General features: G+C 71.0%; 19 protein-coding genes and 1 riboswitch. Of the genes, 12 read left to right on the forward strand and 7 right to left on the reverse strand.

Annotated elements, in window-relative coordinates; all coding sequences use genetic code 11:
- Nucleotides 1-291: 291 nt before the first annotated feature.
- The 4 genes from MJ604_RS09685 to MJ604_RS09700 all read left to right on the forward strand — a co-directional run bounded on the left by MJ604_RS09685 (nucleotide 292) and on the right by MJ604_RS09700 (nucleotide 5,783).
- A complete protein-coding gene (locus MJ604_RS09685; protein WP_243058134.1) occupies nucleotides 292-1,509 on the forward strand; it encodes an ABC transporter substrate-binding protein in 1,218 nt (405 codons plus the stop codon).
- A gap of 104 nt (nucleotides 1,510-1,613) precedes the next feature.
- Complete coding sequence (locus MJ604_RS09690; protein ID WP_243058135.1) at nucleotides 1,614-4,343, forward strand: branched-chain amino acid ABC transporter permease/ATP-binding protein; 2,730 nt, start codon at nucleotides 1,614-1,616, stop codon at nucleotides 4,341-4,343.
- Nucleotides 4,340-5,116 carry an ABC transporter ATP-binding protein gene (locus tag MJ604_RS09695; protein WP_243058136.1) on the forward strand — a complete coding sequence of 259 codons (777 nt, stop codon included), beginning with the start codon at nucleotides 4,340-4,342 and terminating at the stop codon, nucleotides 5,114-5,116. Before MJ604_RS09690 ends, MJ604_RS09695 begins: the two co-directional genes overlap by 4 nt.
- A 19-nt stretch (nucleotides 5,117-5,135) precedes the next feature.
- Entirely contained in the window at nucleotides 5,136-5,783 is a 648-nt protein-coding gene (locus MJ604_RS09700) for a TetR/AcrR family transcriptional regulator (protein WP_243058137.1), read from the forward strand.
- Nucleotides 5,784-5,807: 24 nt separating this feature from the next.
- Here MJ604_RS09700 and MJ604_RS09705 read toward each other — a convergent pair whose 3' ends face one another.
- From MJ604_RS09705 to MJ604_RS09725, 5 genes are read right to left on the reverse strand one after another with little or no spacing between them, the layout of a single operon-like run.
- Nucleotides 5,808-7,391: an NAD(P)/FAD-dependent oxidoreductase gene (locus MJ604_RS09705; RefSeq protein ID WP_243058138.1), complete on the reverse strand. Its 1,584-nt coding sequence runs from the start codon at nucleotides 7,389-7,391 to the stop codon at nucleotides 5,808-5,810.
- Entirely contained in the window at nucleotides 7,388-8,587 is a 1,200-nt protein-coding gene (locus tag MJ604_RS09710; RefSeq protein ID WP_243058139.1) for an aminomethyltransferase family protein, read from the reverse strand. The genes MJ604_RS09705 and MJ604_RS09710 overlap by 4 nt, the downstream gene beginning before the upstream one ends.
- A 13-nt stretch (nucleotides 8,588-8,600) precedes the next feature.
- Nucleotides 8,601-9,344, reverse strand: coding sequence for an amino acid ABC transporter ATP-binding protein (locus MJ604_RS09715; RefSeq protein ID WP_308194127.1), 744 nt, complete (start codon nucleotides 9,342-9,344; stop codon nucleotides 8,601-8,603).
- 8 nt (nucleotides 9,345-9,352) lie between these two features.
- Nucleotides 9,353-10,270, reverse strand: a complete 918-nt coding sequence (locus tag MJ604_RS09720) for an amino acid ABC transporter permease (RefSeq protein WP_243058141.1) — start codon at nucleotides 10,268-10,270, stop codon at nucleotides 9,353-9,355.
- Nucleotides 10,267-11,175 carry a transporter substrate-binding domain-containing protein gene (locus tag MJ604_RS09725; protein WP_243058142.1) on the reverse strand — a complete coding sequence of 303 codons (909 nt, stop codon included), beginning with the start codon at nucleotides 11,173-11,175 and terminating at the stop codon, nucleotides 10,267-10,269. Before MJ604_RS09725 ends, MJ604_RS09720 begins: the two co-directional genes overlap by 4 nt.
- On the opposite strand from MJ604_RS09725, the gene MJ604_RS09730 reads away from it, so the two are divergent.
- The 3 genes from MJ604_RS09730 to MJ604_RS09740 all read left to right on the forward strand — a co-directional run bounded on the left by MJ604_RS09730 (nucleotide 11,159) and on the right by MJ604_RS09740 (nucleotide 14,816).
- Nucleotides 11,159-11,782, forward strand: a complete 624-nt coding sequence (locus MJ604_RS09730) for a hypothetical protein (RefSeq protein ID WP_243058143.1) — start codon at nucleotides 11,159-11,161, stop codon at nucleotides 11,780-11,782. The two genes, MJ604_RS09725 and MJ604_RS09730, sit on opposite strands and share 17 nt — an antisense overlap.
- Nucleotides 11,783-11,880: 98 nt before the next feature.
- Nucleotides 11,881-13,530, forward strand: a complete 1,650-nt coding sequence (locus MJ604_RS09735) for a hypothetical protein (RefSeq protein WP_243058261.1) — start codon at nucleotides 11,881-11,883, stop codon at nucleotides 13,528-13,530.
- A 59-nt stretch (nucleotides 13,531-13,589) separates the two neighbouring features.
- On the forward strand, nucleotides 13,590-14,816 hold the full coding sequence (locus MJ604_RS09740; protein WP_243058144.1) for a sugar phosphate nucleotidyltransferase: 1,227 nt from the start codon (nucleotides 13,590-13,592) through the stop codon (nucleotides 14,814-14,816).
- On the opposite strand, the gene MJ604_RS09745 is transcribed toward MJ604_RS09740, so the two are convergent.
- Entirely contained in the window at nucleotides 14,813-14,995 is a 183-nt protein-coding gene (locus MJ604_RS09745) for a hypothetical protein (protein WP_243058145.1), read from the reverse strand. The genes MJ604_RS09740 and MJ604_RS09745 overlap by 4 nt on opposite strands.
- A gap of 37 nt (nucleotides 14,996-15,032) precedes the next feature.
- A complete protein-coding gene (locus MJ604_RS09750; RefSeq protein ID WP_243058146.1) occupies nucleotides 15,033-15,656 on the reverse strand; it encodes a hypothetical protein in 624 nt (207 codons plus the stop codon).
- 79 nt (nucleotides 15,657-15,735) lie between these two features.
- On the opposite strand from MJ604_RS09750, the gene MJ604_RS09755 reads away from it, so the two are divergent.
- From MJ604_RS09755 to MJ604_RS09775, 5 genes are all read left to right on the forward strand, one after another.
- Nucleotides 15,736-16,638 carry an MEDS domain-containing protein gene (locus MJ604_RS09755; RefSeq protein ID WP_243058147.1) on the forward strand — a complete coding sequence of 301 codons (903 nt, stop codon included), beginning with the start codon at nucleotides 15,736-15,738 and terminating at the stop codon, nucleotides 16,636-16,638.
- A gap of 91 nt (nucleotides 16,639-16,729) precedes the next feature.
- Entirely contained in the window at nucleotides 16,730-17,092 is a 363-nt protein-coding gene (locus MJ604_RS09760; RefSeq protein WP_243058148.1) for a YciI family protein, read from the forward strand.
- 28 nt (nucleotides 17,093-17,120) lie between these two features.
- The gene (locus MJ604_RS09765) at nucleotides 17,121-17,462 is read left to right on the forward strand and encodes a DUF2200 domain-containing protein (RefSeq protein ID WP_243058149.1); all 342 of its coding nucleotides are present in this window, start codon (nucleotides 17,121-17,123) and stop codon (nucleotides 17,460-17,462) included.
- Complete coding sequence (locus tag MJ604_RS09770; RefSeq protein ID WP_243058150.1) at nucleotides 17,459-18,196, forward strand: adenosylcobinamide-GDP ribazoletransferase; 738 nt, start codon at nucleotides 17,459-17,461, stop codon at nucleotides 18,194-18,196. The genes MJ604_RS09765 and MJ604_RS09770 overlap by 4 nt, the downstream gene beginning before the upstream one ends.
- 9 nt (nucleotides 18,197-18,205) lie before the next feature.
- Nucleotides 18,206-18,268: riboswitch (guanidine-III (ykkC-III) riboswitch) on the forward strand.
- A gap of 12 nt (nucleotides 18,269-18,280) precedes the next feature.
- On the forward strand, nucleotides 18,281-18,541 hold the full coding sequence (locus MJ604_RS09775; RefSeq protein ID WP_243058151.1) for a hypothetical protein: 261 nt from the start codon (nucleotides 18,281-18,283) through the stop codon (nucleotides 18,539-18,541).
- The last annotated feature ends 28 nt before the right edge of the window (nucleotides 18,542-18,569 follow it).

The raw sequence follows: 18,569 nt of genomic DNA on the forward strand, positions 1-18,569 counted from the left end.
GTAACAATTTGGAGTGTCGCGCTCGCAGGCATGGCCCGGTCTATCGGGGTTCCGTAACGATCGCGTGGGTCCCTTGACTCTCGTCTGGACACCTGTTTAGATCCGTTTCGCGGTGACGGAGGTCACCCTGGGCCGAATTGGGAGGGGGTCCGGCACTTCCGCGCGGGGGTGGACGGACGGCTATTTCTCTCACAGGTCTCGGCTCTCCAGATCTGGACTGGTACCACTCCGCTTCGGCGGCCCGAGCTCACCAGGAGAGAAATGAAGCAAGTTGCGAACCGACGCGGTCGGATGGCTGCCATCGCGCTGGTCAGCGTCGCGACGCTGGCCCTGGCCAGCTGCGCGAGCAGCGACAGCGATGGCGGCGGTGACGGGTCCGGCGAGACCAAGGAGACGACCGACCTCGGCGAGAAGAACCCGGCCACCGGAGACCCGGTGCGCATCGGCGTCGCTGCCGAGGAGGCCGACGACGCCCGCCTGACCGGCTACCGCGCGACCACCGAGTACATCAACGAGTACCTCGGTGGGCTCAACGGACACCCGATCGAGCTCGTCGAGTGCGCGACCAAGAACACCCCTGCCGGTGGTACGGCGTGCGGCGTCCAGTTCGGCCAGGAGGACGTGGCCGCGGTGCTGGCGCCGAACATCGGCGTGTCCCTCAGCGTGTACAAGCCGCTCGAGGACTCCGGCATCCCGTTCATCACCCAGCTGACGGCGGACATCGACGTCCTGGGCAGCGACGAGTCGTTCGTGCTCTTCAACCCGCTCGGCCTGGGCAGCGCGACGATCGCGGTCGCCAAGGACGAGGGCGTCGAGAGCGCTGCCTTCGTGATGCCGGACCTGCCGTCGACGACCGGTCCGGTCAAGGAGCTCGCCGAGCCGCAGTACGAGTCGGCCGGCCTGGAGCTCGAGATCGTGCCGATCCCGCTGCAGGTGGCAGACCCCACGGCCGCCATCCAGCAGGCGATCAACGACGGCGCCGGTCAGCTGGTCTTCTTCGGCGAGACCGAGTTCGTCACGACGGGCATCAAGACCGCGAAGCAGCTCGGCTTCGACGGCCCGCTGATCACCCAGGTGAGCGGCTTCCCGGAGGACCAGATCGCGTCCATCCCCGGAGGCCTCGAGGGCGTCATCGTGCTCGGCAGCACGACGCTGGACGAGAGCGACGACGACCGGAAGCTCTACAACACCGTGATCGAGACGTTCGCCGACGGTGCGCCGACCGACGACATCTTCACGACCGCTGCCTTCCAGGTCGAGCTCGCGCTCTACCACGCGCTGGCGCTGACGCCTGACGCCGGTGCCGACGCCGCGTCCGTCATGGACGCCCTGCAGAACATGGACCGGCCGGTCCCGCTCCCGCTCGGCGGTGGCATGACCTTCCAGTGCGGCGCCGACGTGATCGCGGTGCTTCCGGGTGTCTGCGTGGCGACGACGCTGCGCTCCAACCTCGACGCCGAGGGCAACGCGACCTCCGAGGAAGTCCTCACGGCCGCCGACGCCGGCTGACGACCCCCACACCGGTGGGGTCGGCAGCAGCTGACCCCACCGGTTCCCCGGTCGACCCCGCACGCAGAACGTCCACCGGCCAGGCCTGACTACTCGAGGTATTCATGGATCAGCATCTCGTCTTCCTGCTCTTCGGCCTGGCGAACGGGGCCATCTACGCCGCGCTGGCACTGACCCTGGTCGTCACGTACCGCAGCAGCGGCGTCATCAACTTCGCCACCGGCGGGCTCGCGGCGCTCGGCGCCTACACCTACGCGTTCCTCCGCCGGGGTGAGCTGCTCATCCCGATCCCGGGTCTGCCCAAGACCGTGGACCTCGGCTCCGAGCTGACCTTCTGGGGTGCCGCCGCGATCTCGGTGGTCATCACCTCGCTGTTCGGCCTGGTGCTGTACCTGGCGGTCTTCCGGCCCCTGCGCGACGTACCTCCGGTCGGCAAGGCCGTGGCCTCCATCGGCGTGATGCTGCTGCTCTCGGGCCTCTACACCGTCCGGCTCGGCGACATCGGCATCACCACGGAGCCGATCCTGCCGGTCGAGCCCTGGAAGATCGCCGGCGCGAACGTCACCAGCGACCGCGTGTGGTTCGCGATCGTGATCCTCGCGATCACGATCGCGCTCGCAGCGTCGTTCAAGTTCACCCGGTTCGGCCTGCTCACCCGGGCGGCCGCCGAGAGCGAGAAGGGCGCCTACGTCAGCGGCATCCAGCCGGACCGGATCGCAGCCGTGAACTGGATGATCAGCGGCGCGGTCGCCGCGGTCGCCGGCATCCTGATCGCCCCGATCGTGCCGCTCACCCCGAACCTCTTCACCCTGCTGATCGTGCCCGCGCTCGCGGCCGCGGTCATCGGGAACTTCCAACGCCTGCTCCCGGCGGTGATCGCCGGCCTCGCGATCGGCATGGTCCAGAGCGAGCTGACCTACCTGAAGGGGCAGCACGACTGGCTGCCCTCCTCGGGCCGCGACGAGATGCTCGTCCTGCTGCTGATCCTGATCGTGCTGGTCGTCCGCGCGAAGCCGCTGCCCAGCCGTGGCGTCGTCGTCCGCCCGGCACTCGGCCGCGCACCGCGGCCGAGGTCCATCCTCCTGCCGACCGTGGTCGGGACGGCCCTGGGTGCCGTCGGGGTGCTGACGCTCTCGGGCGACTGGTTGATCGCGCTCATCAGCGGCTTCATCTTCTCCGTCATCGGCCTGTCGCTGGTGATCGTGACCGGGTACGCCGGCCAGATCTCCCTCGCCCAGCTCACCCTCGCCGGTGTCGCCGGGTTCGCCATGGGCCGGCTCATCGACGGCGGGGTCCCATTCCCGATCGCGCCGGTCCTCGCCGCCCTGATCGCAGCGGCGATCGGGGTCGTCGTCGGCCTCCCGGCGCTGCGCATCCGCGGCCTTCCCGTCGCGGTCGTCACCCTCGCCACCGCCGTCGCCATCGAGGCGTTCTGGTTCCACAACCTCGACTTCGTGAACGTGTCCGGCCAGGACATCGACGGTCCGACCATTCTCGGCATCGACCTGAGCGCGCGGGTGGGCTTCGAGTACCCCCGCAAGGAGTTCGCGTTCCTCTGCCTCGCGGTCCTGGTCATCGTGGCGGTCGGTGTCGCGAAGCTGCGCACCTCGCGCCTCGGCTCGCAGATGCTGGCGGTCCGGGCCAACGAGAAGGCCGCGGCCGGCGCCGGCATCCCGGTCGTCCGGGTCAAGATCATCGCGTTCGCCATGGGTGCCTTCACCGCCGGCCTCGGTGGCTCGATGCTCAGCTACTTCCAGGCGAACATCACCTTCATCACGTTCTCCGTGTTCCTCGGCCTGACGGTCTTCGCCACCACCTACCTCGCCGGTATCACCAGCGTGTCCGGCGGTGTGCTGTCCGGCGTCGTCGGTGCGGGCGGCCTGCTGGCGATCGGGATCAACGAGGGTCTCGGCCTCGGCGGAGACCTCTACCCGATCCTCTCGGGCATCGGTCTGGTGACGATCCTGATGACCCAGCCGGAGGGCATCGTCGGTCCGTTCCACAACTGGCTCGACGCACGGCGTCGCGCCAAGCTCGCCGACCTGCAGGCCGTCGCCGTCCAGGCGCTCGAGGGCCACCTCGAGCCCCAGGAGCCGGTGCCCGGTGGGGACGTCGTCCTCCAGACGCGCGGCGTGGCGGTGCGGTACGGCGGCGTCGTCGCCGTGGACGGCGTGGACCTCGACGTCCGCGAGGGCACGATCGTCGGGCTCATCGGTCCCAACGGCGCGGGCAAGACGACCCTGCTCGACGCGATGAGCGGCTTCACGCGCTCGACCGGGACCATCGAGCTGCACGGCCGGGACCTGTCCTCGCTCAAGCCGCACCAGCGGGTGCGCGCGGCGATGGGCCGCACGTTCCAGCACACCGAGCTCTACGAGGACCTGTCGGTCAGCGAGAACATCGTCGTCGGTGCCGCCGCAGCCCAGGGTCGTGACCCGAAGACGCTCGAGGAGACCCTCGAGCTGCTCGGTCTGAGCGACGTCGCCGAGGTCCCGGTCGCCGAGCTCTCGCAGGGCCGGCGCCAGCTGGTCTCGATCGGCCGCGCGCTGATCGGCAACCCGCGGGTGCTGCTGCTCGACGAGCCCGCGGGAGGTCTCGACAGCCGGGAGAGCCAGTGGCTCGGGCAGCGGCTGCGCACCCTGCGGGACAGCGGCGTGACCATCCTGCTGATCGACCACGACATGCACCTGGTCCTCAACCTGTGCGACGACATCTACGTGCTCAACTTCGGCAAGGTCATCGCCCACGGCGTGCCCGCGCAGATCCGAGCCGACCGGACGGTCGCCGAGGCCTACCTCGGCTCCACCCACGCCGATCAGGAGGTCGTGTCGTGACCATCGCAGAGCCGCTCGCGGCGAAGGCCACCCCGGGCAACCCCGTCTTCGTCTGTGACGGCGTCAGGGCCGGCTACGGCAAGGTCAACGTCGTCCACCAGTTCGACCTCGAGGCCGCTGCGGGATCGGTCATCGCCGTCCTCGGGCCGAACGGGTCGGGGAAGACCACGCTCCTCACCACCCTGGCCGGGCTGCTGCCCGCGCAGGCCGGCACGGTGTCGATCGACGGGCAGGCGCTGAAGAACGGCCGTCCTGGGATCGCGGCGCGGCGCGGGCTGGTGCTCGTGCCCGACGACCGGGCCCTCTTCACGGGGCTGACGGTCGAGGAGAACCTCAAGGCCGCTCGCGGCAAGCACGCGACGACGGTCGACCAGGCCTTCGACCGGTTCCCGGCGCTGGCCAAGCGGCGCAAGATCAACGCCGGCGACCTGTCCGGCGGTGAGCAGCAGATGCTCGCGGTCGCCCGGGCGCTCATGCAGGAGCCGCGGGTGCTGCTCATCGACGAGATGAGCATGGGCCTGGCGCCGGTCATCGTCGAGGAGCTGATGCCGATGGTCCGCAAGATCGCGGACGAGACCGGCGCGGTCGTGGTGCTCGTCGAGCAGCACGTGCAGCTCGCTCTCGAGGTGGCCGACCGCGCGATGGTGCTCGTCCACGGGGCGGTGGTGCTCGACCGGCCCGCGACCGAGCTGGCGAAGCAGACCGAGCTGCTGGAGGCGGCGTACCTCGGCGACGTCGAGAGCGTCGAGGCGAAGGCCCCGGCGGCGGAATGATCGCCCGAAGGGCCCGGCGGTGACGACTCCTCAGGCGCGGCGGCCCGGACGACGCCTCGACCTCGACGTCCCGAGCGTGCTCGTGGACACCGCCGAGCGGATGTTCGGGGAGGGCGGCGTGGACGCGGTCTCCGTGCGGGCGGTCGCCCGCGACGCCGGGGTCGCTCCGGCTGCCGTGTTCTACCACTTCGCGAGCAAGGACGACCTGGTCACCGCGGTCGTCGACCGGCGCGGACGCGCCGTCAGCGACGAGATGCGGGCGAACCTCGTCGCGCTGGCGGACTCCAAGCAGAAGACGTCGGTGCGCGACGTCATCGACGCGGTGCTGCTGCCGCTCGTGCACGTCATCGACGACGACCCGGTGGCCGGCCTCAACTGGATGAAGGTCGTCGACTGGCTGGGCGTGACCCGGGACGCCGCCTTCTACGAGGCGCAGGACATCGAGCCGGGCATCACCGCGCTGTTCGCCACGTGCGTCCGCCGCGCGACCGGGCGGAGGAGCCAGAAGATCGGTCGGCGCTACGGGATCGCGATGTTCGGCATGCTGCACGCCCTCGCCCGCGCCGACCTCTACGGGTACGGCGGAGCGGTGGGCCCGTCAGGCCTCGACAGCGACTGGGTCGAGCAGCTCGCGGTCTTCACGGCGGGCGGCCTGGAAGCTCCCTGACGGCTGTCGACACGCAGGAACGCTTCAGCGCTTGAGGTCGCGCAGCACCCGCTGGCTGGCGAGCTTGCCGGGGGAGCCGATCACGCAGCCGCCCGGGTGCGTGCCCGAGCCGCACTGGTAGTAGCCGTCGATCGGGGTGGCGTACTGGCTGTATCCCGGCGCGGGGCGGAAGAAGTACATCTGCGGGGCGAGGAACTCGCCGGCGAAGATGTTGCCCTCGGTCAACCCGGTGCGCGACTCGATGTCGACCGGCGTGACGACCTCGCGGTGCAGCACCAGGTCGCCGAAGCCGGGGAAGTGCGACTCGAGCACGGCCTGCGCCTTGTCGCCGAAGTTGTCCCGCTCGGTCTCCCAGTCGCTGCCACGCAGCTCGTACGGCGCGTACTGCACGAAGCACGACATGACGTGCTTGCCCGGGGGTGCCATGTCGGGGTCGACGACGGACTGGATCGCGGCGTCGATGAACGGCCGCTCGGAGTACCAGCCGTACTTCGCGGCGTCGAACGCCTTCTCGACGTACTCGATCGTCGGGCCGATGTTGAGGAAGCCGCCGTAGTGGTCGACCGTGTCCGGCAGCGCCGGGAACACCGGCAGCCCGTCGAGGGCGAAGTTCACCTTCGCCGAGACGCCGCGGAACTTCATCCGGCGGATGTTGTCGACCAGGTCGAGCGGCAGCTCGCGCGGCTCGACCAGCTCCAGGAAAGTACGCCGGGGGTCGAGCGCGGAGACGACCACGGGGGCACGGAACTCGGTGCCGTCCTCGAGGGCGACCCCGACCGCGCGGCCGTCCTGGGTGATGACCGAGGTCACCGGAGCCGCGAGCCGGATCTCCGCGCCGTAGGCCTGCGCGGCCCGGGCCAGCACCTGCGTGAAGCCGCCGTTGCCGCCCTTGTGGAACGCCCACGAGCCGAGGTGGCCGTCGTGCTCGCCCATCTTGTGGAACAGCAGCACCAGGCCGGAGCCGGGCGACATCGGCCCGACCTTGGAGCCGATGATCGACGAGGACGCGTGGTAGCCCTTGATCGCCTCGTGCTCGAAGTAGTCGTCGAGCCAGTCCTTGGCGCTGCCGGTGAGCAGCCGCACGGTGTCGTGCATGGTCTTGCGATCGATGCCACCGAGGTGGTCCATCAGCCACTTCACGTCGACCGCGTCCTCGGGGTCCGTGCCCCACAGGTTCGGCGGCGGGTTGTCGAACAGCGGCCGGATCGCCTGGCAGACGCGGTCGAGGTCGCGGTGGTAGCGCTCGTACGCGTCGGCGTCGCGCGGCGAGTGCCGGCGTACCTCCTGGAGGTTCTGCGTGTGGTCGTCGCCGAACAGCAGGTAGTCGCCGTCGCCCGTGGGGTGGAACGACGACGGCATCATCAGCGGCAGGAAGCCGTGCTTCACGAGGTCGAGCTCGTGGATGATCTCGGGCCGCAGCAGGCTCAGCGCGTACGAGAACGTCGTGAAGCTGAAGCCCGGCATCAGCTCCTCGGTGATCGCGGCTCCACCGACGAGGTCGTTCTTCTCCAGCACCAGCGTGCGCAGGCCCGCCTTCGCGAGGTACGCCGCGTGCGTGAGTCCGTTGTGGCCGCCGCCGACGACGATCGCGTCGTACTCGTTGCTCATGACTTCTTCCTGTCGGGCTCGAAGAACGGCATCGGAGTCGTGGCGATCCGCACCGTGGTGTTGTGGTGGTTGACGGCGAGCTCGAGCCGCAGCTCGGTGCCGGCCGCGGCGAGGTCCGGGCGGACCCGCGCGATGCCGATGTGGCGCTGGAGCACGGGGGAGTAGACGAAGCTGGTGCAGTAGCCGACCTCGGCGCGGTCGTCGTCCAGGATCATCGACTCGTACGGCAGCGGGTGCTCGGACTTCGGCGGGAACAGGTCGGCCGCGCGGTAGAGCCGGTCCCAGTCGCCGGCGTCGACGACGATGCCGGTGGTCGCCCAGCGTGACGTGCCCTCGACGAGCTCGCGACGGATCGCCTCTGAGCCGACGAACCGCCGGGAGCCGTCGCGCACGCCGCGGAGCATCCACCCGAGGCCGAGCTCCTTGGGGGTCACGCAGTCGGCATCGCTGAGCGTGAGCCGGGCGTCGTGCCACTCGATGTCGACCAGCGGGAGGCCGGCCTCGATGCGCAGCGTCATCAGGGCCTCCTCGCCGAACGGCCTGATGCTGTGCGGCTTCCCCGCCTCGAGCACCGCGTCGAGGACGGCGACCGCGTCGTCGGAGGCGACGGTGATCTCGAAGCCGAGGTCGCCCGTGTAGCCGGTGCGTGAGAGGACGACGGGGGTGCCCGCGACCTTGGCGGGGGTGTGGTCGAAGTAGCCGAGCGTCTCGGCCCCGGGCATCAGCTCCGCGAGCACCGCGCGTGAGCGTGGTCCCTGGACCGCGAGCATGCCGTAGTTCTCGGTGACGTCCTCGAGCTCGACGCGGAGTCCGGTCCCGAGCTCCTGGAACCACGACAGCGCCGGGCGGCCGGCCGTGAGCAGGAACTCGTCCGACGCGTGCCGGAACACCACGCCGTCGTGCATGACGTAGCCGCGGTCGTCGCACCACGCGGTGTAGTGCGCCTGGCCCGGACGACACGTCCTGATGTCGCGCACCAGCGCCCCGGACAACAGCTTCTCGGCGTCGGGCCCGGTGACGGCGTACTTGTAGAGAGGAGAGGTGTCGAAGACGCCGACGCTGTTGCGGACCGCGAAGTACTCGTGCTTCGGCGCATGGGTGTAGCGCAGCGGCGACAGCGTTCCCTGCCAGTGCGTGAACAGGTGCTGGTCGTTGAGCTCGTTGAGCCGTGCGTGGAACGGCGTCGTCCTGATCATCGGTTCGATCCTCTCAGAGCACTGCGTCGAGAAAGGTCTTGGTCTCCGGGCGGGTCGGCGCGGAGACGATCTGCTCCGGCGGGCCCTCCTCGAGGATGCGTCCCTCGTGGAAGAAGCACATCCGGTCGGCGACCTCGCGGGCGAATCCCATCTCGTGGGTCACCACCATCATCGTCATGTGCAGGTCCGTCGCCAGCGAGGTCATCACCGCGAGCACCTCGCCGGTCAGCTCGGGGTCCAGCGACGAGGTCGGCTCGTCGAACAGCATCACGTCCGGCTCCATCGCCAGCGCGCGGGCGATCGCGACCCGCTGCTGCTGGCCGCCGGAGAGCCGGATCGGGTGCTCGCCGGCCTTGTCGGCCAGCCCGACCCGGTCCAGCAGGTCGAGGGCTCGCTGCTTCACGACCGCCTCCTTGCCTCCGCCGGCGCACATCGGGCCGCACATGACGTTGTCGAGCGCGGTCATGTTCGGGAACAGGTTGAACTGCTGGAACACCATGCCGGTCCTCAACCGGAGCTGGCGGATCTGCCTGCGCTTGCGTCGGGTGCGGTGCCCGCCCCCGAGACGTACGCCGGACACCTCGATCGTCCCCTCGGTCGGGTCCTCGATCATGTTCACGCAGCGCAGCAGCGTGGACTTGCCGGAACCCGAGCGGCCGAAGATCACCACGACCTCGCCCTTCTGGACCTCGAGGTCGACGCCACGCACGACCTCGAGGTGGCCGAAGCTCTTGTGCAGCCCGTCGATGCGGACGATCGGCCCGCTCATGCGAGGCCCCCGCCGCCGCCGTGGGGCTGGATCGGAAGGGTCTTCACCGGCGTCCGCACGTACCCGCGGGCGACCCGGTCCTCCAACCGGCGCTGGAAGAACGAGAAGATCGCGGTGAGCACCCAGTAGAGCAGTGCGCAGGCGATGTACGCCTCGAGGTTCTTGAAGTCCGCCTTGCCGACGAGCTGCGCGCGCCGGAAGATCTCGGCGTTGGCGAGGGTCACGCCGAGGAACGAGATGAGTGCGGTGTCCTTCATCATCGCGATGAACTCGTTGCCGGTCGGCGGGATGATCACCCGGAAGGCCTGCGGCAGGATCACCTTCCGCATCTTCTGGCTGTGTGTCATGCCGAGGGCGTCCGCGGCCTCGGACTGCCCGACCGCGACCGCTTGGATGCCGGCCCGGAAGATCTCGGTCATGTAGGCGCCGTAGTTGAGACCGAGCGCGATGGTCCCGGCGACCGCGGCGTCCATGATCAGCGCGGCCTCGAAGCCCTCGGGAACCCAGCCGTACTTGTCGGTGATGTTGCGGCCGACCGGCGGCAGCGCCAGGTAGAGCAGGAACATCTGGACGATCAGCGGGGTGCCCCGGAAGAACGAGACGTAGAACCCGGAGACGCCGTAGGCGACCGGGTTGCGTGACAGCCGGGAGAGCGCGCCGAACGTCGCCAGCACGATCGCGATCACGATGCCCCCGACCGCCATGATCAGCGTGAACTTCAACCCGCCGGCGATGTACTCGAGGTTGTCGCGGATCCACTCCCGGTCGAAGCCCGCCGCCAGGAAGAACCACCCGAGCACGACGAAGATCACGGCCCAGACGGCGGCCACCTTCAGGCGGAACGGGACGCCCGCGCTGGCCAGGGCGAGCCGCTCCAGCGGCGACTCCGCTCCGCCGGAGTCAGGGGAGGTCACTGCTGGACCGTCAGGTCGATCCCGTCGTACCACTCCTCCGAGAACCCGGTCAGCGTGCCGTCGTCGTGCATCTCGCCGACGATCGCGTCGACCGCCTCGACCAGGCTGGCCGGGTCGAGCTCGGAGGACTTGTCGATGGCCACGGCCAGCGGCTCGTAGAAGATCGGGTCTCCGACGATCTTGGTCGGGTTGCCGGCCTTCTCGAAGCCCTGCGCCACGGTGATCGAGGTGATCGCCGCATCCAGGCGGTCGCCGTCGCCGACGGCGAGGTCCTGCATCGCTGTGGTGTCGGTGTCGTAGCCGACGATCTCCGCGTCGTCGATGACGAAGTCGAACGTGAAGCCCTCGATCGCCAGGCTCTTGTCGAGGAACTGCTCGTAGGTGCAGCCGGCGCAGACGCCGATCGTCGTGCCGTCGAGATCGGCGCTCAGGTCGGCGACGCTGTCGTTGTCGGCGTTCACCGCGACCACGGCCGGCGTGTAGTAGTAGGGCTGGGTGAAGTCGAGGACCTCCTGCCGGTCGTTGGTCGGGGTCATCGAGCCGACGCTCATGTCCCAGCGGCCGTTCCAGCTGCCGGCGGTGATGACGTCCCAGGACGGCGTCTCCCAGGCGATGTCGACGCCGAGGCGGTTCGCGATCTCGGTGGCGACGTCGATGTCGAAGCCGACGTACTCGTTGGTCTTCGGGTCCAGCTCGGACTGCGGCGGGTAGGCCGCGTCGGTCGACACCGTGATCACGCCCTTCTCGCAGATCTCGGCGAGCAGGTCGCCCGTCGCGTCGGTCGTCGCGCACACGCCCTCACCGGTGGCGGCGGGCTCCTCCGCGTCGGACCCGCCTCCGCTGTCGTCGCCGCACCCGGCGAGCAGGAGGGCCAGCGCGGCGGCGGCGATGAGCGGCTTGATCATGGGTGCCTCCTCGGGACGGGACGCAGCGGCGTCCTCTCGCAGGATGGCAGAAACCCGGGGTATCGGCATCGACTATCGTGCGGCGGTGCTCTGCCACGCGTGCTATGCCGATCCGGGCGTGATGCCCGACTGCGCGGCCTGCCGGGGCACCGGCCGCGCCACGTCGATGCCGTTGTGCGACGACCCGTGGAACGAGGTGGTCCCGCGACTGTGGCAGGGCGGCCACGACGTCCGGTCGCAGAGCCGATCCGCGTGCGTGGTCGGAGCCGAGTTCGATCTCGTGGTCAGCCTCGCCACCCGTGAGGGATACGGCCCGGACCCGGGAGTCGAGCACATTGTCGTGCGGCTCGCCGACGCTGTGCTCGACGACGGCGCAGCCGCTCGGGTGGACGAGCTCGCGGTCCGGGTGGCCGAGGCGGTCGAGAGTGGGCGTCGCGTGCTCGTGCGCTGCTCGGGTGGCCTGAACCGGTCCGGCCTGGTGGTCGCCAATGCACTGGTGCGGATGGGACGCACCCCGGAGCAGGCGATGGCGCTGGTGCGTGCCGCGCGCGGCCCCTGGTCGCTGACCAACCCGGCGTTCGTCCAGCATCTGAGCACGTCCGCCTGAGTTTCGTCGATCTCGGGACGAAGTTCGTCCGATCCGACGAGGATGGGCCGGGCTCGACTTCGACCACGGGTCCATCACCCGAGGATCCAGGAGCCCACGTGCAGCACCCGTTGACCGGCCGACGTCTCTCGAGCGCGGCGGTCGCCGCCGTCGCGGTGGCCGGCATCGCCGTCACCGCCACCGCCTCCGCGCCGCTCTCGCGCGTCGGGAGCGAGCGGACCATCAACGCCTGCTACCTGCCGAAGGACGGCTCGCTGCGGCTGGTCACCCAGAAGGCCGGTGGTTGCCGGGCCGCGGAGCGTCCGCTGACGTGGAACACCAAGGGACCGCGCGGCGCCACGGGTGCGACCGGCGCTACGGGTGCGACCGGAGCCATGGGTGCGACCGGAGACACGGGCGCCGCGGGTGCGACCGGTGCCACGGGCGCGACCGGCGCCGCGGGTGCGACCGGCGCTGCGGGTGCGACCGGTGCTACCGGTGCTACCGGTGCTACCGGTGCAGCGGGCACGAACCCCTGGTCCGCGATCACGGTCTGGGACCAGGCCGCCGAGTACCTCGCGGGCCCGCCGTCCGACGTCGTCACCTATGACGGCGGTGCGTACGTCGCGACCGGTGACAGCACCGGCGTCGAGCCCGGCACCGACCCGGGTCGCTGGATCCAGATCGCCCGCCCCGGAGCCGACGGCCCTCAGGGCATCCCCGGCGCGGTCGGCGCCACCGGCGCCACCGGCGCCACCGGCGCCACCGGCGCTCAGGGTCCCGCCGGGCCTACGGGACCCACGGGACCCGCCGGGCCCACGGGCCCTGCGGGAGCTCAGGGGGCGGCGGGACCGCAAGGCCCGGCCGGTGTTCTGGCCGGGTACGGCGACGGCAGCTCGGGTTCGCTCACCGTCGCCGCCGGCATGACGCTCGACCTGGGTGCGTCGGCCGGACTCCTCAACCCGCAGTTCACGTCGATCACCGTTCAGACCGGCGCCACGCTGAAGGTGCCGAGTGGCACCGTCCTGCGCGCCACCGGCAACATCACGATCAACGGCATGGTCCGGGTGCTTCCCGGTGCGTTGACCCAGCCCGGCGGTCCGGCCAACCCTGGTGTCGGCCTCGCCGCGGCGACCGCCGGCTTCGGTGGGCTCGGGATGGACTCGCCCGGCCAGGCCGCGCAGGTCGGCCACACGCTGCTCGGCGGCGGCTCTGGTGCCCGCGGCACGGGTTCGCCCGACGGCGGATCCTCCGATCCCCGCGGCGCCGGTGGGGGTTCGCTGACGATCGCGGCGGGCGGAAGCGTGACCGTGGGCGCGAGCGGCGTGGTGCGGGCGAACGGCGAGAACGCCGCGGCATCCTCCTCCACCGGGATCGTCCCCGGCGCGGGCGGCGGCGCCGGCGGGGTGATCCGGATCTTCGCGAAGGGCACGCTGTCGGTCAGCGGCACCGTGACCGCCGACGGCGGTGCTGGCGCCGACGGCGTCTCGTCGGTCGCCAACAACCTCGCGGGTGGGGGCGGAGGCGGAGGCGGCGGCATCGTGCATCTCTTCGCGGTGCAGTCGCCTGCGGTCGCCGGCACGGTCACCGTCAACGGTGGTGCTGGTGGTTCCCCCGCCGGCGGTGGGACGTTGACCACCGGGTTCGGTGGCGGGGGTGCCGGGGGCAATGGCGGCGGCTCTGCGGGCGGCAACGGCGGCGCGGGTGCGGCCGGCATCTACGTCGTGACGGTGCTGCCATCACCCGAGTACGCCCTCGGCGTGGGCTGAGCGCCTCCGCAGGCGACCGACCACGTGTGGCGCCTGCGGCCGCCGGGAACGGTGCGGGGGTGACCCGATCTCATGTGCTCGCCCTCGTCCAGGCCGGTGGCGCCGGCGGCCGGATGGATGTCCTGACGCGGGAGCGGGCCAAGCCCACGCTGCCGTTCGCCGGGGTGTTCCAGCTCGTCGACTTCCCGCTCTCGAACCTCGCGAACAGCGGTATCTCCGACATCTGGCTGTCGGTGCAGTTCCAGGGCGCCGGGATGGGCGAGGAGGTGGCGAACGGCCGGCCGTGGGACCTCGACCGCAACCGCGGCGGGCTGCGGCTGCTGATGCCGCAGCAGGGCACCGGCGGCACCGACGAGGAGGGGTTCGCGAAGGGCAACGCCGACGAGCTCTACCGCTTTCGCGACCAGGTCGTGGCCGAGGCCCCCGACGCGCTGGTCGTGCTCAGTGCCGACCACGTCTACCGGTTCGACGTGACCGAGGCGCTCGAGACGCACCGTCGCAAGGGCGCCGAGTGCACCATCGTCACCACCGAGATCCCGGTCAAGGAGGCGAGTGACCACGCGACGGTGGTGGCGAACCGGCAGGGCCGGGTCACCGACTTCGCCTACAAGCCGGGCCGGCCGAGGACGGGGACCGTCGCCACCGAGATCTTCGTGTACGACCCGGCGGTGCTGGTGCCGGTCCTGGAGGAGCTCCACCGCGAGCTCGGCGCCGATGCGGAGGCGGGCGACACCGGGCTGGGCGACTACGGCGAGCACCTGGTCCCGCGCCTCGTCGAGCGTGGGAAGACCTACGTCCACGCGATGCCCGGCTACTGGAAGGACCTCGGCCAGCCGGCCAAGTACCTCGCGGCACACCACGACATCCTCGACGACGACCTCGGGGTGCTCGGCGACGCCGACTGGCCGATCCTCGGCCACCAGCAGCCGCGACCCGCCGCCCGCGTCCTCGACGGCGGCCGCGTCAGCGACAGCCTGCTGAGCCCCGGTTCGTGCGTCAGCGGCACCGTGATCCGCAGCGTCATCGGCCCGGGCGTCGTGGTCGAGGAGGGCGCGCTCGTCCGCGACAGCGTGGTGTTCCGCGACTGCGTCGTACGCTCCGGCGCGCGGGTGGACTGGGCGATCGTGGACCAGGACTGCGAGATCGGGCCGGACGCCGGGATCGGCTCGCCGGACACCGACCCCGAGGACTCGGACGCGATCGTGCTGGTCGGCCGTGGGACGACCGTCGGTCGCGGCGTCGAGCTGCCGGAGGGCGCCCGGCTCGAGCCGGGCAGCAGCGCCTAGGAGCCCGCGCGCGTCGGGCACTCCGGGTTGGTGCACACGCGCTCGTCCGGGGTCGAGTCGGCATCACCGACGTACCCCTCCTGGGGGCCGACGGGGCCGTCGGGCACCTCCGGCGCGCTCACGGGACGCAGCTCGACCTGCGCTCCGCAGACGGAGCAGGGCTTGGTGTCGAAGTACACGTGGTCTCCTTGTCGTGAGCCGATCGTGAGCCGGTGGTCAGCGGGTACGGCGGGCGCGGCGGTAAGCAGGCTCGCGCAGCCGGACGACGGCGTCGTACTGCTCGAGGCCCGGGACGCGGTGCAGCAGCGGGTCGAACGACAGCCGCGCGCTGTCGTCCTGTCGCTCTCCGAGCTGGAGGGTGGCGAACGCCGTCCATGGCCCCGACGGCCGCGCCCAGCAGAGCTCGAAGGAGCCGTCGCCGGCGCCGTCGGCGCGCAGCAGCACCGCGCCGGTCGGGGTCCGGTAGGGGAGCAGCGTGGTCATCGGCCGGCCGGGGTCGCGGGTGGCGGTGAGCAGGTAGCGGGTGAGCCGGCGGGTGCCGGTGTTGGCGAACAGCAGGTCGCCCGGCCCGTCCGGCCCGTGGACGCGCACGGCGAGGCCGTGGATGTCCGGGAGCGCGTCCGGCAGCCCGACCGCGCGCGACAGCCTCACCTCGACGTCGTCGGTGCCGGGCTCGTCGAGCCAGGCGACGCCCGTCGAGGCCGTGCTCCCCAATCGCCGGAGCGATCCGTGGAAGACCTTGCCCGACGGGTGCAGGGGCTTCGCCGCCGTCCGCACGGTGGCCAGCGCGTGCGTCGCGGTGGCGAGCGCGCCGCCGGCGAGCCGGGAGATGTCGGGCATGGCTCGCAGGTACCCGGTCCGGTCGGGTTGCATCCGACAGCCCTGGGTAAAGGGAGGTGGTGACCAGGGGACCGCGGACGTGAGTGGCTTCCACGACGTGCTCATGTTCGCCAGCGACCAGGAGCTGGCGGACGGGACCCGCGAGCTGATCGAGGCCGGGGTGATGGCCGGTGACCTCGTGCTCGTGGTCGGCGACCAGCAGGAGCTCGGCGTCCTGCGCGACGCGTGGGACGACGACCCGCGGATCACGTTCACCCACCGGGACGAGGTCTACGAGCACCCGATGCGGACGATCGCCGAGTACCAGCGGCTGCTCGACCGGGAGCGCGAGAACGGCGCGCAGCTGCGAGTCACGGGCCCGGTGCCGTTCGGGGAGGACGCGCGCCGACGCCGCGGCTGGATGATCTACGAGGCGCTGATCGACCGCGCGTTCGCGGCGTACCCCTTTCGGTCGCTGTGCCAGTACGACACCCGGACGACCCCGAACGAGCTCGTCGAGCACGCGCGTGAGACCCACGAGCGGATCTTCTCCAGGACCGACGTGAGCCCCGGCAATGGTCGCGGGGCGGAGGTGCTCGCCGAGCTCACCCGAGCAGACGCGGCCGACGTCGTCGAGAGCGGGCCTGTCGTGTACGCCGACGTGCTCACGGGTGTCGGCGACCTCTCGGGATTCCGCGCAGCGATGCGGACGGCGCCGGAGTCGCTGGTCTTCGCGGCGAACGAGATCGCGGCGAACGCGCTGGTGCACGGGAGCCCGCCGGTCGACGTGCGGCTGCGCAAGGGAGCGGAGGACTGGCAGTGCGTCGTGTCCGACCGCGGGCCCGGCCTGCTCGACCCGTACGCCGGCATCGACTCCCCGCTCCACGACGAGCTCGAGGTGGGCGGGCGCGGGCTGTGGCTCGCCCGCCAGGCGTGTGACCGGCTCACGATCACCGCCGATCCGGGCACCGGCACGACCGTCCGGCTCGAGCACCGGGTCTGAGATCTCTGGAACGCTGTCGTATCGAGACGGACCTGTTCGTGGTGATGGCGAGAGGCGGTCACCGAGGTCGCCCGGAGCTGAGGAGACGACGATGACGCACTACCTGCTGAGCGTGCACGGCCCGGCCGAGCTGGGTGAGTTCGGTAGCTACGACTCGAAGGAGGAGATGGAGGAGGCGCTCGCGACGACCGGCGCCTTCAACGACAAGCTCCGCGCCGAGGGTCACTGGGTGTTCGCCGGCGGTCTCAAGCAGGCCTCGTCGGCGACCGTCGTCGACGGCCAGGGCGACGCGCCGTTGTTCACCGACGGCCCGTACCTGGAGACCAAGGAGTACATCGGGGGGTTCTGGATCATCGAGGCACCCGACCTCGACCGCGCCCTCGAGCTCGCCGCCGAGGGGTCGAAGGCCTGCCGGGGCAAGGTCGAGGTGCGCCCGTTCGAGGGCCTCGGTTGAGCGATCGCGAGGTCGCTACGCTGCGGGCATGCACCGGATCTTCTCCACCAGTGTCGCCTCGGTCTATCCGCACTACGTGACCAAGGTCGAGAAGAAGGGCCGCACGCAGGCTGAGCTGGACGAGGTGATCTCGTGGCTGACCGGCTTCGACGAGGCCACGCTCCAGAAGCACCTGGCCGAGGAGACGACGTTCCAGGACTTCTTCGCCGAGGCCGACCTCAACCCGAATGCCACCCTGATCACCGGTTCGGTGTGCGGGGTGAAGGTGCAGGAGGTCGAGGACCCGTTGATGCGGCAGATCCGGTACCTCGACAAGCTCGTCGACGAGCTCGCCAAGGGCCGTCCGATGGAGAAGGTCCTGCGCGGGTGATCGGCTCCCTCAGGGTCGCGGTCGGCACGCTCACCGCGATCCCGGTCGGTGCCGTCGCGCTCACCCCTGCGACCGCCCGCGGGGCGATGCTGGTCGCGCCGGTGGCCGCGCTGCCCCTCGGGGCGCTCGTGGCCTTCGTGTGCTGGGCGGGCTCGGAGCTCTCGCTGCCTGCTGTCGCGGTGGCCTTCGTCGCTGTCGGCGCACTCGCCGCGGGCAGTCGGGCGCTGCACCTCGACGGCCTCTCCGACGTCGCGGACGGGTTGACCGCCAGCTACGACCGCGAGCGCTCGCTGGCGGTGATGAAGGGAGGTACGGCAGGTCCGGCCGGCGTCGTCGCGGTCGTGGTCGTGCTCGGCATCCAGGCCACCGCGCTGGCCGCCTTCGACGACTGGCTGCTCGCCGGTGCGCTGGTCTGCGTGTCGCGTGCCGCGCTCTGGATCACCTGTGCCCGCGGGGTTCCTGCCGCTCGCAGCGACGGTCTCGGCAGCGCCTTCACGTCGTCGGTGCCGCGGACCTTCGTGGTCGTGGGCTGGCTGGTCCTCGCCGGCCTGTCCGCGCTCGTCGACTGGTGGCGCGGCCCGCTCGCCGTCGCTCTCGCCGCCCTGGTCGTGGTGCTGCTCGTCACCCGCGCCGTACGGCGCTTCGGCGGCGTCACCGGCGACGTCTTCGGCGCCGCGATCGAGCTCGCGCTCGCCGTGCTGCTGCTGGGATTCGCCCCCGCGTCGGGGGTGTGAGAACCTGACGGAGAGCTGAAGACCTCAGCTTCCGGACGAGACGCGCCGTACCCGCCGCCAAGACGACGCACCCGGGAGATCGACGTGTTCGAACAGATCATTCAGGTGGCGGGCTCGCTGCTCATCCTCGTGGCGTTCGTGGCCGCGCAGAAGGGCCGGATGTCCACCTCCTCGCTGCCCTACCTCGTCCTCAACCTCGTGGGCTCCGCGGTCCTCGCGGTCCTCGCCGCCCTGCACCTGCAGTACGGCTTCCTCCTGCTCGAGGGGGTCTGGGCGTGCGTCTCCGCCGCCAGCCTCGTGGCGGTGCTGCGCGGCAGGACGCCGGTCGCCGCGCACGGTGGGTGAGGTCGGCGCCCTGATCTCGGTCGGAATG

The organism is Nocardioides sp. SR21 (genome assembly GCF_022761125.1).
Taxonomy (GTDB): Bacteria; Actinomycetota; Actinomycetes; order Propionibacteriales; family Nocardioidaceae; genus Nocardioides.